This is a genomic window from Azonexus sp. R2A61 (genome assembly GCF_021401135.1).
Classification (GTDB): Bacteria; Pseudomonadota; Gammaproteobacteria; order Burkholderiales; family Rhodocyclaceae; genus Azonexus.
The window spans coordinates 92,062-105,449 of record NZ_JACBFO010000004.1 but is presented as its reverse complement, the minus strand read 5'-3'; the positions used below and the strand labels follow the sequence as shown (position 1 = coordinate 105,449).

Sequence of the window (13,388 nt, the reverse complement as noted above, 5' to 3'; positions counted from 1 at the left end):
AAAATGCGGGATTTTTTCTTACGCAACAATGACTTAGAAGGCTTTTCGCAGAATTTTTTTTGAAATTTTTCCCTTAATAATCAATAAGTGAAAAACGCAACTTAAAGTAAAACATCAGGAGTGGCATCAAAACGATGCATACACCCGCATGGCATTCGCACGCGTGGGAAAAAGTGGAAAACCGCAACAAAAAAACCCGGCATCCCTGCCCAAGGGAATGCCGGGTCACGCCGCAGACGCCGAAGCGCCGTTGCGAAGCGGATTTACTTCTGCTGCGCGAGCTTCTGCTCGATCGTGGCGATCGGCACCGCGCCGGGAACACGCTCACCATCAGCGAAGATCAGTGTCGGCGTACCGGTGATATTGAGCTTGCGGCCGAATTCCTGGTTGCGGGTGACCGCCTTGGTGTCGCAATTGTCCCGACCGCCCGGTTGCTTGCCATCGACCATCCAGTCGTTCCAGGCCTTGACGCGATCGGCCGAACACCAGATCTGACGGGATTTCTTCAAGGAATCCTCGGACAGGATCGGGTACAGGAAAGTGTAGATCGTCACGTTGTCGAGACGCTGCAGATCCTTGGCCAGGCGCTTGCAATAGCCGCAATTGGGATCCTCGAAGGTGGCCAGCACGCGCTTGCCATCGCCGCGGACGACCTTGATCGCCTGATCGAGCGGCAGATCGCTGAAATTGATCGCCGTCAGCTTGCGCATGCGCGCATCGGTGATGTTGCGATTGGCCTTGAGGTCATAAAGCTGCCCAGCCACGATCATCGTTGTCATCTTTTCATCGACATAGACGATCTGTCCGTCGACATAGACTTCGTACAGCCCCAGATAGCCGGCCTTGGTCACGCTCTCCACACGAGCGCCGAGCTTGGCCTGCATCGCTTTCTGGATTTCCGCCTCGTTGGCGAACACCGGCAGGGCAACGAGGCCACACAGCAGGCCGATCAGGAATCTGGATTTCATGAACTTCTCCTAAATTGCCCCGAGGGCATAACGGATCAATGCGTTTTTCACCACCGGCAGGCGATCGGTCAGCCCGAGGCCGAAATTGCGCAAGGTCGGCAACCCCGGCAGACGGGCGGCAAAGGTTCGACGCAGCAGGTCGGTGGTCGTCTGCATCAGACGAATTTCCTCACGGCGTGCGCGCTGGTAGCCCTCGAGAAAGCGCAGGCGACCGATATCTTCCCACGGCTTTGCCGCCATCAGCCGTCGGGCCAGTTCGGCAGCGTCCTGAAAACCAAGGTTGATCCCATGCCCCGACAGCGGATGGATGCCGTGTCCGGCGTCGCCGACCAAGGCCAGTCGAGGCGCAACCATCTGCGGCACGCGCATCAAGCGCAATGGAAAAGCCGCTGGCGAGGTCAATAATTCGAGTTCGCCCAGCGCATGCCCCCCAGCCGCCTCGACACGCCGGCACAAGGCCTCGGGCGACAGTCCGCAAAGTTCGTCAGCAAGCGCATCGGGCGCCGACCAGACAATCGAAATCGCCTGCCCCGGCAACGGCAGATAAGCCAGCACGCCATCGTCGCGGAACCACTGCCAGGCAACGCCGTTATGCGGCCTGGCGCAGGCGAAATTGGCAACCACCCCCTGCTCGCCGTAATGGCGATTCAGCGCAGTCAACCCGGCCGCTTCCCGGACCCAGGAATCGCGACCGTCGGCGCCGACCAGCAGGGCCGCCGACAACACGCAATCTTCGCCCAGATCGAGCACCGCGACCTCATCCCGAAAGTCCAGTGCCACCGGTTTCCGGGGCACGAACATGTCGAGGTTACCCTGACGTTTCAGACCTTCCCACAGCTCGCAAGCCATCAGCGAAGATTCGAGGATGCAACCCAACTCCGGCACGCCGGCGCCGTAAGCCGAGAAATCCAGCTTGCCACCGGCATCGCCGAAAACCCGCATGGCACGGATCGGCGCGATGCGACTGGCGTCCAGATGCTTCCAGACGCCGATTGACTCGAGAAAGGCGCGATTCGCCGGACTGAGCGCATAAATGCGCGCATCCCAGCCTTCGGGACGGCGCGGCGGCGACGATTCGACCAGCGCGATGCGCAAACGGCTGTCGCGCAACGCAACGGCCAATGCCGCACCGGCCAGCCCGCCGCCGACGATGATCAGATCGTAATGCTGCATCAAAGCGCGGGCCGTCGATCAGCCCTGGGTACCGCCCGGATTGGGTTTGCCGTTCTGCGGCCTGGGACGACGGTTGTTCTTGGTCCGGGGACGATGCTTCTTCTGCTGCGCACCGAGACCGGGCTTGCCCTGCCCCTGGCCCTGACGCGGCATGCCGCCACCGGCCGGTTCGTTGCCGGTCAGACGATTGCCCGGTGCCAGCTGGATTTCCAGCTCGATGATTTCATCCCACTGCTCATCGCTGCGATCGCGTTCCGGGATGGACAGCAGATCGCGCAGGCGGCGACGGATATCGACGGCAGGCGCGGCTGCTTCGGCAGTCGGCACCTCTTCTTCGGTCTGGATTTCTGTATTGGGAGTGTTCATTGCAAAGTAAAAAGCGGAGCCCGCCAGGAGCGGACCCCGCATTGGGTGAAACCTGGATTACTTCTTCTTGGCAGCGCTTTTCTTGGCGGCGACCGCAGCCTTGAAAGCCGTACCGGCGGTGAATTTCGGCACGGTCGTCGCCGGAATCTTCAGCGTGGCACCGGTCTTCGGATTCTTGCCGGTGCGCGCAGCGCGCTTGGCGGACTTGAAAGTGCCGAAACCAACGAGGGTCACCGATTCGCCCTTGGCGACGGTCTTGACCACAGCGCCGATGATGGCCGACAGAGCCTTGTCTGCGGCAGCCTTGGTGATACCAGCTTCTTGTGCAGCAACTTCGACCAGCTCGGATTTATTCATCTAAGTGCCTCCTGTTACCTTGATTGAGTTAAGAAAACTGGCCGTTGGAACGGCAGCGAGGTAAAAGTAGCACACCTTTTTCGATAAGTGTTGCCCGGCAACGGCCTTATAGCGCGGTTTCACGTGTTTTTTTGTAATCAGGCATCGCCGCCGGAAAGCCAGCGTCATTGGCAAAAATAGCGCTCGGCTATGTACCATATAGAAGCAATCAATTGGATCAATGACCGACCCGATCCTAAGATTCGTCCTGTCGTATTTCTCAACCCGTTCCAGGAGATATCAATGTCCCTCATCAACACCCCGGTCCAGCCGTTCAAGGTCAACGCCTTCCACAATGGCAAGTTCATCGAAGTCACCGAAGCCGACCTGAAGGGCAAGTGGTCCGTCCTGATTTTCATGCCGGCCGCGTTCACCTTCAATTGCCCGACCGAAATCGAAGACGCCGCCGAGAACTACGCCGAATTCCAAAAGGCTGGCACCGAAGTGTACATCGTCACCACCGACACCCACTTCTCGCACAAGGTCTGGCACGAAACCTCGCCGGCCGTCGGCAAGGCCAAGTTCCCGCTGATCGGCGATCCGACGCACCAGCTGACCAACGCCTTCGGCGTGCATATCCCGGAAGAAGGCCTGGCCCTGCGCGGCACCTTCGTGATCAATCCGGACGGCATCATCAAGACCGTGGAAATCCATTCCAACGAAATCGCCCGTGACGTTTCCGAAACGCTGCGCAAGCTGAAGGCCGCCCAATACACCGCCGCCCACCCGAACGAAGTGTGCCCGGCCAAGTGGAAGGAAGGCGCCAAGACCCTGGCACCGTCGCTGGACCTGGTCGGCAAGATCTAAGACTGGGCAAAAAATCCCGCCGCCTCGCCGCGGCGGGGATTTCAGCGCAATGCTGCGGTCGACCGCAGCATTCCAGTGAAATCCAGAACAAACAGGGAGAACAACATGCTCGACGACGCCATCAAGGGTCAGTTGAAGGCCTACCTCGAACGTCTGCAACGCCCGATCGAACTGGTGGCAGCGCTGGGCGACGATGCCGGGTCGCAGGAAATGCGGGCGCTGCTCGACGATATCGTCGCTTGCTCGGCCAAGGTCAGCCTGCGCGAGGAAGCCGACGCCCGGGTGCCGTCCTTCGGCATCGCGGTGCCGGGCGAAGCCGCCCGCATCCGCTTCGCCGGCCTGCCGATGGGTCACGAATTCACTTCGCTGGTACTCGCCCTGCTGCAGACCGGCGGCCATCCGCCCAAGGTCGATGCGGCGGTGATCGAGCAGATCAAGGGCCTGCCGGGCCCGCTCAAATTCGAGACCTTCATCTCGCTGTCCTGCCACAACTGCCCGGACGTCGTGCAGGCGCTGAACCTGATCGCCGTGCTCAACCCGAACGTGACCAGCACGATGATCGACGGCGCGCTGTTCCAGGCCGAAGTCGAGCAGCGCCAGATCATGGCCGTGCCGACGGTCTACCTGAACGATGCCGAGTTCGACCAGGGCCGGATGACGATCGAGGAAATCCTCGCCAAGGTCGATACCGGCGCCGCGGCGCGGGCGGCCGAGCAAATCGCCGGCAAGGAGGCGTTCGACGTGCTGGTCGTCGGCGGCGGGCCGGCCGGCGCGGCGGCGGCCGTCTATGCCGCGCGCAAGGGCATCCGCACCGGTGTCGTCGCCGAGCGTTTCGGCGGCCAGGTGATGGACACGCTGGGCATCGAGAACTTCATCTCGGTCAAGGAAACCGAAGGGCCGAAGCTGGCGATGGCGCTGGAAGAACACGTCAAGGCCTACGACGTCGACATCATGAACCTGCAGCGCGCGGCGAAGCTGGTGCCGGCGGCCGAGCCGGGCGGGCTGATCGAGGTGCAGCTGGACAGCGGCGCATCGCTCAAGTCGAAGTCGGTGATCGTCGCTACCGGCGCCCGCTGGCGCGAGATGGGCGTGCCGGGCGAGAAGGAATACAAGGCCAAGGGCGTCTGTTTCTGCCCGCACTGCGACGGCCCGCTGTTCAAGGGCAAGCGGGTGGCGGTGATCGGCGGCGGCAACTCCGGCGTCGAAGCGGCGATCGACCTGGCCGGCATCGTCGCCCACGTGACGCTGCTCGAATTCGGCGACACGCTGCGCGCCGACGCGGTGCTGCAGAAGAAGCTGACCAGCCTGCCGAACGTGACGGTGATCAAGTCGGCGCAGACCACCGAAGTGACCGGCGACGGCCAGAAGGTGAACGGCCTGACCTACACCGACCGGACCAGCGGCGAGAGCCGGCACGTCGAGCTCGAAGGCATCTTCGTGCAGATCGGCCTGCTGCCGGCGACCGACTGGCTCAAGGGCACGGTAGCCCTGAGCCGCTTCGGCGAAATCGAGATCGACGCCAGGGGCCAGACCAATGTGCCCGGCGTGTTCGCCGCCGGCGACTGCACGACGGTGCCGTACAAGCAGATCATCATCGCCATGGGCGCCGGCGCCACCGCCTCGCTCAGCGCTTTCGATCATCTGATCCGGACGTCCGCACCGGCCTGATCCCGGTTTTTTGCCAAATCCTACGGTCGACCGCAAGGTCGGCCGTTTTTCTTTGGGTCGTCCCGAAAAGTTCGCCGGATCAGGCCGCCGCCAGCCGCCACAGCGAGGTGATCTCGGCGGCCCGCGCCGCATGCAGCGGATCGTTGCGGTCGTTCGCCTTGCCGTGCACCGGCCGGGTGTCGAGCCGACCGACGACGCGCAGGCCGGCGGCGGCAATCCATTGCGCCAGTTCGTCGCGCGAACGCAGACCGAGATGCTCGGCCAGATCGGAGAGGATCAGCCAGCCCTCGCCGCCCGGCGCCAGGTGGGTCGTCAGACCGTCTAGGAAGCCGCGCAGCATGCGCGAATCGGGGTCGTACACCGCATACTCGACCGGCGAAGTCGGCTGCCCCGGCAACCAGGGCGGATTGCAGACGACCAGCGGCGCCCGGCCCGCCGGAAACAGATCGGCTTCAACAATCTGCACTTGCGCGGTCAACCCGAGTTTTTCGATGTTTTCGGTGGCGCAGGCCAGCGCCCGCGGCGCCATGTCGGTGGCGACGACATTCAGGCCGCGGCGGGCGAGCACGGCCGCGAGCACGCCGGAGCCCGTGCCGATGTCGAAAGCCTGATCGCAGCCCGGCGGCAACGGCGCCCGGGCAACCAGATCGACGTATTCACCGCGGACCGGCGAGAAAACGCCGTAATGGGGATGGATGCTGCCGCCGACGGCGGGAACCGGGACCCCTTTCTTGCGCCATTCGTGGGCACTGATCACCGCCAGCAGTTCGCGCAGCGCGACGACGCTGTTGCTGCCGTCCGGCTTGCCCCAGGCTTCGCGGCAGGCCTGACGCACGTCCTGAGCGCGACGCAACGGCAGCTTGTAGTCGGGACCGACCGGCACCAGCAGGCGGGCCAGCAACGCCGCACGGCGCCCCTGCGTCACGCGGTGCGCAGCAAAGGCGTTGCCCGCAGTCGTCGCCGGCGCATCGCGGAAATGGCGTTCGGCACGCTGCGTCAGCGTCTGCAGCAGGCGCCGCACGTTCGGCCAGTCGCCGCGCCAGAGCAGGTACTCGCCGGCAAGCAGACGCGACCAGAGCGTATCGGCGGAAATCGCCTCGTCGACGACGTCGACCGCAGCCGGCGCCGGCAGACCGGCTTCGGATCGCCAGCGCGCCTGACGGCGACGGCCCTGTTCCGACCATTCGAGCAGCGATGCCATGAACGCCCCGTGACGATGAAAATTAGGCCAGACCTGCGGTCGACCGCAGGCCACAACGAATTCATGGAAAGCCGGCCGATAAGCCGGGTTCTGTTCCCCTCTCGCGAGGTTCGGCAATCATTCCTCTAGGCCTGCCGTCACCGACAGGCTCAAGCAACCTACCCGGAAGCAGCGCGGGCCACGCCTGATGCTTCCCTATTTGGTCTTGCTCCGGATGGGGTTTAGCGTGCCGTCGAACGTTACCGCCGACGCGGTGGGCTCTTACCCCACCGTTTCACCCTTACCGACCGGGTTGCCCCGATTGGCGGTCTACTCTCTGTTCCACTTTCCGTTGCCTTCGTCTTGCGACTTATAGCACCCAGCCGTTAGCTGGCATCCTGCCCAATGGAGCCCGGACTTTCCTCCCGATACTTGCGTATCCAGCGATTGCCTGGCCGACTTTCCGGGGCGGATTATAAACCCCGCCCGACCTTCGCGCTTGCCACGGGGGCTCACCATGCGAACGGAATTACGCTAGAATCCGCCATCCCGTTTTTCGCCATCGCGACCTTCTTCCATCATGCCCAGCGCACTCCGTCTTGCCATCGAACAAGGGGATCTCATTGCCGTCCAGGCCGCCCTGGCTGCCGGCGCCGACGTCGAGGAGGCCGACATCCACGGCATTCCCGGCCTGCCGCTGCGGCTGGCCAGCTTCCGCGGCCACGCCGACATCGTCCGCGAACTGCTGCGCTACGGCGCCGACCTGCACGCAGCCAATGCCGACGGCCCGGACGCCCCGCTGCGCATGGCGGTTCGCGGCAAGCACCAGGCGGTCGTTGAACTGCTGCTCGGCACCGGCGCCGACATTCCCGCCGACCTGCACCTGCCGCAGTTCCACACGCACGAGCGCCGTCTGCGCGGCGAACGGCGCGGCGCCGACAACGGGCCCCCGCACGGTCTGCGCGAACGCCGGCAGGACGGCCAGCGGCGCAGCACCTCGGTACAGGAAGTCAGACTGTCGTCGCAACAATGGGAACATCTGTTCTCCCGTCCCGGACTGGCCGGCAGCGGCGCTTGAGCTTCACACCGGCAGGCTGCTGCGGTCGACCACCTTGCGCAGCACAAAACTGGTGTGCACACCGGTCACGCCGGGGATGCGCGTGATCTTGTTGAGCAGCAGATCCTGGTAGGCATCCATGTCGCGGACGACGACCTTCAACTGGTAATCCGATTGCTGGCCGGTGATCAGCAGGCATTCGAGCACCTCGGGAATGTCGGAAATCGCCTGCTCCAGATTGGCGAAACGCTCCGGCGTGTGCTGATCCATCGAAATGCCGATCAGCGCCATCAGGCTCAGACCGAGCTTCTTCGCATCGAGATGCGCCCGGTAACCGGCGATCAGCCCGGCATCCTCCAGCGCCCGCACGCGCCGCAGACAGGGCGAAGGCGACAGGCCGATACGGTCGGCAAGATCCTGGTTGCTGACGCGCCCATCCGACTGCAGGATGGCGAGAATTTCCCGGTCATAGCGATCGATTTCCAAAATATTTCTCCAATGCAAACAATTGAGAAATATTCTGCCAAACTCAACCGGATTTCAAGCAAACAACGCAAGCACCTGCCGGGCGATACGGCCTAATATTTCGCCATCGCAAAACGTTTTCCGGAGTGCCGCCATGCCGCAACAGATCGCCCGCAAATACACCGCCTTCCCGCCTGTCGGGCTCACCGACCGCCAATGGCCGAACCGCGTCATCACCCAGGCGCCGATCTGGATGAGCACCGACTTGCGCGACGGCAACCAGGCCTTGTTCGAGCCGATGAACGCCGACAAGAAGATGCAGATGTTCCAGACGCTCTGCCAGATCGGCTTCAAGCAGATCGAGGTCGCCTTCCCGTCGGCCTCGGAAACCGAATTCGGTTTCGTCCGCCGCTTGATCGAGGAAAAGCACATTCCCGACGATGTCACCATCGAAGTGTTGACCCAGGCGCGCGAGCACCTCATCCGCCGCACCTTCGAATCGCTCAAGGGCGCCAGACAGGCCATCGTCCATGTCTACAACGCGACCTGCCCGAGCTTCCGCGACTTCGTCTTCGGCATGAGCAAGGCCGAAGTGGTGAAGATGGCGGTCGACGCCGTCACCTTGATCAAAACGCTCGCCGCCGAGATGCCGGAAACGAAGATCACGCTCGAATACAGCCCGGAGTTGTTCACCGCCACCGAACTCGATTTCGCCAAGGAAGTCTGCGACGCCGTCACCGCCGCCTGGGGCGCGACGCCGGACAACAAGGTCATCCTCAACTTGCCGACCACGGTCGAGATCGCCACGCCGAACATCTACGCCGACCAGATCGAGTGGATGCACCGCCACCTCGCGCGCCGCGACAGCGTGATCATCAGCCTCCACCCGCACAACGACCGCGGCACCGCCGTCGCCGCCGCCGAACTCGCCTTGATGGCCGGCGCCGAGCGCGTCGAGGGCTGCCTCTTCGGCAACGGCGAACGCACCGGCAACGTCGACCTTGTCACCCTCGCCCTCAACATGCACACCCAGGGCGTCGATCCGCAGCTCGACTTCTCGGACATCAACGCCGTCGCCCGCACCTACGAACACTGTACCCAGCTCCCGATCCATCCGCGCCACCCGTACGTCGGGGATCTCGTTTTCACGGCCTTCTCCGGCTCCCACCAGGACGCCATCAAGAAGGGGTTTGCCGCTCAAAAGGCGGATGAGCCGTGGGCAGTGCCCTATCTCCCGGTCGACCCGGCCGACGTCGGCCGTTCCTACGACTCGGTGATCCGCGTCAACAGCCAGTCGGGCAAGGGCGGCATCGCCTATTTGATGGAGACCGAATACGGCGTGGTCATGCCGCGCCGTCTCCAGGTCGAATTCTCCGGCGTCGTCCAGCGCCACACCGATGCCCACGGCGGCGAACTCGGCGCGACCGACATCTGGGAACTCTTTTCCGGGGAATTCCTCACCTCGACCGCCGGCCTCCGCTATCGCGAACATCATCTCTTCGAGCACGGTGACGCCCAGGGCATCCGTCTCGCCGTGGAGATCGACGGCGTGCCGCACGTCCTCTCCGGCGAAGGCAACGGGCCGATCAATGCCGCCGTGCATGCCTTGCAGGGTGCCGGCTTCGCCTTCCAGGTCCGCAGCTACGAGGAACGCTCGATGGTCCCGATGGGCGACGATGGCAACGCCCGCGCCGTCGCTTTCATCGAAATGAACGCCGGCAACGGCGGCGAACGCTACGGCGTCGGCATCGATGCCAACATCGTCAGTGCTTCGCTCAAGGCCTTGATCAGCGGCGTCAACCGCCTGGGTGCCGCCGCCCGGCTCGACCGCGCGGCCTGACCGGCATCAGCCCGCTGCCACCCGCTCCCAGGGCGGTAACGGGCTGAACAGCCGTTCCAGCTCGGCAATGAAGGCGCCGACCTTGGGTACTCGCGCCCGACTCGGCGTGTAGCAGGCATACAGATAACGACCGAGGCCAGTAAGCGGCTCATAGGCATCGAGCAGGCTGCGCAACCTGCCGTCAGCCAGCATCCCGGCCACCAGATAGGTCGGCAGCACGGCCATGCCCTGGCCGGCCAGTACCGCGTCGAGCACGCATTCGACATGGTTGAAGCGGAAGGGGCAACTGACCGGCACGGTGATTTCCTCGCCGCTGCGATCGACGAACTGCCAGAGGCCAGCCCGGTCCGGGCCGGGGACGTCCATGCAGCGATGCGCCATCAGGTCCTGCGGCGTTTTCGGCTCGCCGTGCTGCGCCAGGTAAGCCGGCGTTGCGCAGACCACCCGCCGCAACTGCACCAGCTTGCGCGCCACCGCATCCTGCGGCGGCTGCCGGGTCAGGCGCAGCGCCAGGTCGATGTCGTCGGCCGCCAGATCGACCAGTTGATCGGTCAACACCAGTTCGCAGCGCAATTCGGGGTAGGCCTCGACAATGCGCGGCAGCAAGGGCGCAATGAAGATCCGGCCGAAGGTGATCGAGGCGCTGACGCGCAGCACGCCGCTCGGCATCTCGCCGGTGTTGCGCATCGCCACCGTCGTTTCGTCGACGGCAGCCAGCGCCCGCCGGGCGTGTTGCAGGAAAATCTCGCCGGACGGCGTCAGGCGCTGGCGGCGCGTCGATCGCTCGAACAGCCGGACGCCGAAGGCCTTTTCCAGTTCACCGATCTGCTTGCTGATCTGCGCCCGACTGCAGTCCAGCCGACGCGCCGCGGCGGCCATGCTGCCGCTTTCCGCCACCTTAATGAAACTGTCCCAGCTTGCCAGCCACGTCATCGTCAATGATCCGTTGACACTGAAGCGCCGATTATCGGCTATTTGCCAATAATCGACGCATTTATAGTGTGCACCGCAGCAACGACCAACCTTCAACGAGAAACCACCATGTTCCGCAGTCTCAATCGCCCCGGCGTCCTCGGCGTCACGCTCGCCGCCGCCGGCATCCTGCTGGTCACGATGGGCGCCCGCCAGTCGCTCGGCCTGTTCATCGCACCGATCGGCCAGGACACCGGCCTGAGCATCGCGACGATCAGCTTTGCGCTGGCCATCGGCCAGTTCACCTGGGGAGCGATCCAGCCGGTGGCCGGCGCCTTTGCCGACCGTTACGGACCGCGTGCCGTGCTGCGCTGGGGCATCGTGCTGCTCGCCCTGGGCAGTGCGGCGACGCCCTTCGTCAGTTCCGGCTTCGGGCTGATCGTCACGCTTGGCCTGATGTCGGCGATCGGCGCCGGCGCCGGCAGTTTCTCGGTGCTGATCGGCGCCGCCGCGCAGCGCCTGCCGCTCGAAGCACGCGGCGCGGCTTCCGGCGTGATCAACGCCGGCGGTTCCTTCGGCCAGTTCGTCTTCGCCCCGATCCTGCAGAAGCTGATTCAGGGGGTCGGCTGGATGGGTGCTCTGTGGGCGATGGCGCTGGCGACGCTGGCCGCGCTGCCGCTGATCGGCCGGCTGACGAGTGCGGTCGACACCCCGGAAAAGGCAAAAACCGCCAGCCGCGATGCCGACGACCGGGGACTCTGGCCGGCGGTACGCACGGCGATGGGCGATCGCAGTTATCTACTGCTGCACGCCGGCTTCTTCACCTGCGGTTTCCACATTGCCTTCCTGGTCACCCACCTGCCGGGCGAAGTGAACCTGTGCGGTCTGCCGCCGTCGGTCGCCAGCTGGTCGCTGGCGATCATCGGCCTGGCCAACATTTTCGGCAGCCTTTATGCCGGCGCCTGCGTGAACCGTTACCGCAGCAAGTACGTGCTGGCCGCCATGTATGCCTCGCGCGCCGTGCTGATCGCGCTCTATCTGGCCGCACCGCGCACCGAACTGACCTACTACCTGTTCGCCGCCGGCCTCGGCTTCACCTGGCTGGCGACCGTCCCGCCGACCGCCGCCATCGTCGGCAAGCTGTTCGGCATCCGCTATCTGGCGACACTGTTCGGGTTGACGCTGCTGTCGCATCAGATCGGCGGTTTCCTCGGCGCCTGGCTGGGCGGACTGAGCATCGTCCGTTTCGGCGATTTTTCGTGGATGTGGTACGCCGACATGGCGCTCGCCGTTGCGGCCGCGCTGGTCAACCTGCCGATCCGCGAAGCGCCGGTCGTCAGGCCGGCGACGGCCTGAGACGGCCGGGCCGGAACTGCCAGACATCGTCGTAGTAGGCCGGGTCCTCGCTGTCCGGCACGACGCCGGGAATGCCGAGCAACGGTACCGGCTGCAGGTCGCGCGGGGCCGGCGTGGACGCGGCGAAAAATCCCGCCAGACGACGGTCGACCGCAGCATTGAGTGCATCGCGCTCGAGCGCCAGCGTTGCCGCATCGATCTCGAGCAGTACGCCTTTGGCGGTCAGGCCGCGGAAGGGCGCGAGCAGCGATTCGTAGGTGGCATGGCCGAAGACGACGAAACGCATGGCGGCGCGTACCGCCGCCCGGCGTTCGACGAACAGCTCGCGCCAGGCAAAATGGCGCAACAGATCGAGCAGTTCGGGAGACGACGAGAGCACGGCGATGCCGCACTCGTCGAAATGCGTCAGCCCGTCGCGCCTCGCCCCGCGGCGGGCGCCGGCCGGCTGCATCGCCGCCACGTGCGCCGCGGTGATCGCCTGCTTGGTGGCGGGGAAAGCCAGCCAGACCAGCGCGTTGAAATAGTCGTGCCAATGGCCGGGACGGGTTTCGACTTCACCCTGCTGCCAGACCCGGCATTCGTAGCTCAGGCCGTCGGCCTGCGGCGGCACGAAACGCAAAGGGCGACCGTCGCCGACCGTCCGCGGATGGCTGTCGCACAGATTCAGCAGGCCGGCCGCCGCCGGTGCATCGGGCAGGCGATCCAGCCAGCCGCGCAGCGGATCGAACAGCGGATTGGCGAAACGCTCGCCGCTCACTCGGCCTCGCCGGCCGCTTCCTGAGTGTCTTCCTTGACGAACAGCAGCTGGCCGCCCTTGACGCGGAAGGTGCCGCGCAACTGGCCGAGGCCGTCTTCCGGCTCGCTGTCCAGCCGCGCCCAGGCCACGCAGGTCTGGGTTTCGGTGGCGTACATGCGCTTGCCGACCTTGATGATGAAAGCGCCGGACGGCACCTGATAAATCTCGACACGCGTGTTCTCGGTGCCGTAGCCCAGACTGTGTCGGCGCATGCAGGCCGGCATGCGCGAGACGACCAGCGACAGTTCGACCTTCTTGTCCCAGAAATAGGGCTGTTCGCGGATCAGCGACAGCACGTGTTCGCGCGTGCCGTCGATTTCGTAGGTCGCGCCGTCGTTGACGCAGGCGCTCAGCAGGGGAAGGGCCAACAGGGCAAGGCAGGCGGCACGCCAACGCATGGCGGA

The 13,388-nt window shown here is 64.5% G+C and carries 14 protein-coding genes and 1 other RNA gene; 5 read left to right on the top strand and 10 right to left on the bottom strand.

The window, feature by feature from the left end:
- Positions 1 to 263: 263 nt before the first annotated feature.
- Genes L0962_RS13890 through L0962_RS13875 form a run of 4 tightly spaced genes read right to left on the bottom strand, consistent with a single transcriptional unit; the run spans position 264 to position 2,864 of the window.
- On the bottom strand, positions 264 to 968 hold the full coding sequence (locus L0962_RS13890; protein ID WP_234087049.1) for a DsbC family protein: 705 nt from the start codon (positions 966 to 968) through the stop codon (positions 264 to 266).
- A gap of 9 nt (positions 969 to 977) precedes the next feature.
- Positions 978 to 2,141, bottom strand: coding sequence for a UbiH/UbiF family hydroxylase (locus L0962_RS13885; RefSeq protein ID WP_234087048.1), 1,164 nt, complete (start codon positions 2,139 to 2,141; stop codon positions 978 to 980).
- 18 nt (positions 2,142 to 2,159) lie between these two features.
- Positions 2,160 to 2,507 (bottom strand): hypothetical protein, encoded by a 348-nt coding sequence (locus tag L0962_RS13880; RefSeq protein ID WP_234087047.1) that lies wholly within the window; start codon positions 2,505 to 2,507, stop codon positions 2,160 to 2,162.
- Positions 2,508 to 2,564: 57 nt separating this feature from the next.
- Positions 2,565 to 2,864, bottom strand: a complete 300-nt coding sequence (locus L0962_RS13875; protein WP_234087046.1) for an HU family DNA-binding protein — start codon at positions 2,862 to 2,864, stop codon at positions 2,565 to 2,567.
- Between the two features lie 282 nt (positions 2,865 to 3,146).
- Here L0962_RS13875 and ahpC point away from each other — a divergent pair, with 282 nt between their 5' ends.
- Positions 3,147 to 3,710, top strand: coding sequence for an alkyl hydroperoxide reductase subunit C (ahpC, locus tag L0962_RS13870; RefSeq protein ID WP_234087045.1), 564 nt, complete (start codon positions 3,147 to 3,149; stop codon positions 3,708 to 3,710).
- Between the two features lie 105 nt (positions 3,711 to 3,815).
- Entirely contained in the window at positions 3,816 to 5,378 is a 1,563-nt protein-coding gene (gene ahpF / locus L0962_RS13865; RefSeq protein ID WP_234087044.1) for an alkyl hydroperoxide reductase subunit F, read from the top strand.
- A gap of 79 nt (positions 5,379 to 5,457) precedes the next feature.
- On the opposite strand, the gene L0962_RS13860 is transcribed toward ahpF, so the two are convergent.
- Both L0962_RS13860 and rnpB read right to left on the bottom strand, forming a co-directional pair.
- Positions 5,458 to 6,579 carry a methyltransferase gene (locus L0962_RS13860; RefSeq protein WP_234087043.1) on the bottom strand — a complete coding sequence of 374 codons (1,122 nt, stop codon included), beginning with the start codon at positions 6,577 to 6,579 and terminating at the stop codon, positions 5,458 to 5,460.
- A gap of 63 nt (positions 6,580 to 6,642) precedes the next feature.
- Positions 6,643 to 7,021: RNase P RNA component class A (rnpB, locus tag L0962_RS13855), an RNA gene on the bottom strand.
- Positions 7,022 to 7,138: 117 nt separating this feature from the next.
- Between rnpB and L0962_RS13850 the strand changes: the two genes are divergently transcribed.
- Positions 7,139 to 7,636 (top strand): ankyrin repeat domain-containing protein, encoded by a 498-nt coding sequence (locus L0962_RS13850; protein WP_234087042.1) that lies wholly within the window; start codon positions 7,139 to 7,141, stop codon positions 7,634 to 7,636.
- Between the two features lie 3 nt (positions 7,637 to 7,639).
- Here L0962_RS13850 and L0962_RS13845 read toward each other — a convergent pair whose 3' ends face one another.
- The gene (locus L0962_RS13845; protein ID WP_234087041.1) at positions 7,640 to 8,101 is read right to left on the bottom strand and encodes an Lrp/AsnC family transcriptional regulator; all 462 of its coding nucleotides are present in this window, start codon (positions 8,099 to 8,101) and stop codon (positions 7,640 to 7,642) included.
- A gap of 133 nt (positions 8,102 to 8,234) precedes the next feature.
- Here L0962_RS13845 and leuA point away from each other — a divergent pair, with 133 nt between their 5' ends.
- Positions 8,235 to 9,920 (top strand): 2-isopropylmalate synthase, encoded by a 1,686-nt coding sequence (gene leuA / locus L0962_RS13840; protein ID WP_234087040.1) that lies wholly within the window; start codon positions 8,235 to 8,237, stop codon positions 9,918 to 9,920.
- 6 nt (positions 9,921 to 9,926) lie between these two features.
- Here the strand turns inward: leuA and L0962_RS13835 are convergent, their stop codons facing one another.
- Positions 9,927 to 10,853, bottom strand: a complete 927-nt coding sequence (locus tag L0962_RS13835) for a LysR family transcriptional regulator (RefSeq protein WP_234087039.1) — start codon at positions 10,851 to 10,853, stop codon at positions 9,927 to 9,929.
- A 108-nt stretch (positions 10,854 to 10,961) separates the two neighbouring features.
- On the opposite strand from L0962_RS13835, the gene L0962_RS13830 reads away from it, so the two are divergent.
- Positions 10,962 to 12,188, top strand: a complete 1,227-nt coding sequence (locus L0962_RS13830) for an MFS transporter (protein WP_234087038.1) — start codon at positions 10,962 to 10,964, stop codon at positions 12,186 to 12,188.
- On the opposite strand, the gene L0962_RS13825 is transcribed toward L0962_RS13830, so the two are convergent.
- Both L0962_RS13825 and L0962_RS13820 read right to left on the bottom strand, forming a co-directional pair.
- A complete protein-coding gene (locus tag L0962_RS13825) occupies positions 12,169 to 12,945 on the bottom strand; it encodes a DUF3025 domain-containing protein (RefSeq protein ID WP_234087037.1) in 777 nt (258 codons plus the stop codon). The genes L0962_RS13830 and L0962_RS13825 overlap by 20 nt on opposite strands.
- A complete protein-coding gene (locus L0962_RS13820; protein ID WP_234087036.1) occupies positions 12,942 to 13,382 on the bottom strand; it encodes a hypothetical protein in 441 nt (146 codons plus the stop codon). Before L0962_RS13820 ends, L0962_RS13825 begins: the two co-directional genes overlap by 4 nt.
- Positions 13,383 to 13,388 lie beyond the last annotated feature (6 nt).

Bases quoted from the DNA above. Each gene is read 5' to 3' on its own strand.
- ahpC (WP_234087045.1), top strand. From the start codon at position 3,147: ATGTCCCTCATCAACACCCCGGTCCAGCCGTTCAAGGTCAACGCCTTC.
- L0962_RS13835 (WP_234087039.1), bottom strand. From the start codon at position 10,853: ATGACGTGGCTGGCAAGCTGGGACAGTTTCATTAAGGTGGCGGAAAGC.
- L0962_RS13885 (WP_234087048.1), bottom strand. From the start codon at position 2,141: ATGCAGCATTACGATCTGATCATCGTCGGCGGCGGGCTGGCCGGTGCG.
- ahpF (WP_234087044.1), top strand. From the start codon at position 3,816: ATGCTCGACGACGCCATCAAGGGTCAGTTGAAGGCCTACCTCGAACGT.
- L0962_RS13820 (WP_234087036.1), bottom strand. From the start codon at position 13,382: ATGCGTTGGCGTGCCGCCTGCCTTGCCCTGTTGGCCCTTCCCCTGCTG.
- L0962_RS13860 (WP_234087043.1), bottom strand. From the start codon at position 6,579: ATGGCATCGCTGCTCGAATGGTCGGAACAGGGCCGTCGCCGTCAGGCG.
- leuA (WP_234087040.1), top strand. From the start codon at position 8,235: ATGCCGCAACAGATCGCCCGCAAATACACCGCCTTCCCGCCTGTCGGG.
- L0962_RS13890 (WP_234087049.1), bottom strand. From the start codon at position 968: ATGAAATCCAGATTCCTGATCGGCCTGCTGTGTGGCCTCGTTGCCCTG.
- L0962_RS13830 (WP_234087038.1), top strand. From the start codon at position 10,962: ATGTTCCGCAGTCTCAATCGCCCCGGCGTCCTCGGCGTCACGCTCGCC.
- L0962_RS13880 (WP_234087047.1), bottom strand. From the start codon at position 2,507: ATGAACACTCCCAATACAGAAATCCAGACCGAAGAAGAGGTGCCGACT.
- L0962_RS13875 (WP_234087046.1), bottom strand. From the start codon at position 2,864: ATGAATAAATCCGAGCTGGTCGAAGTTGCTGCACAAGAAGCTGGTATC.
- L0962_RS13850 (WP_234087042.1), top strand. From the start codon at position 7,139: ATGCCCAGCGCACTCCGTCTTGCCATCGAACAAGGGGATCTCATTGCC.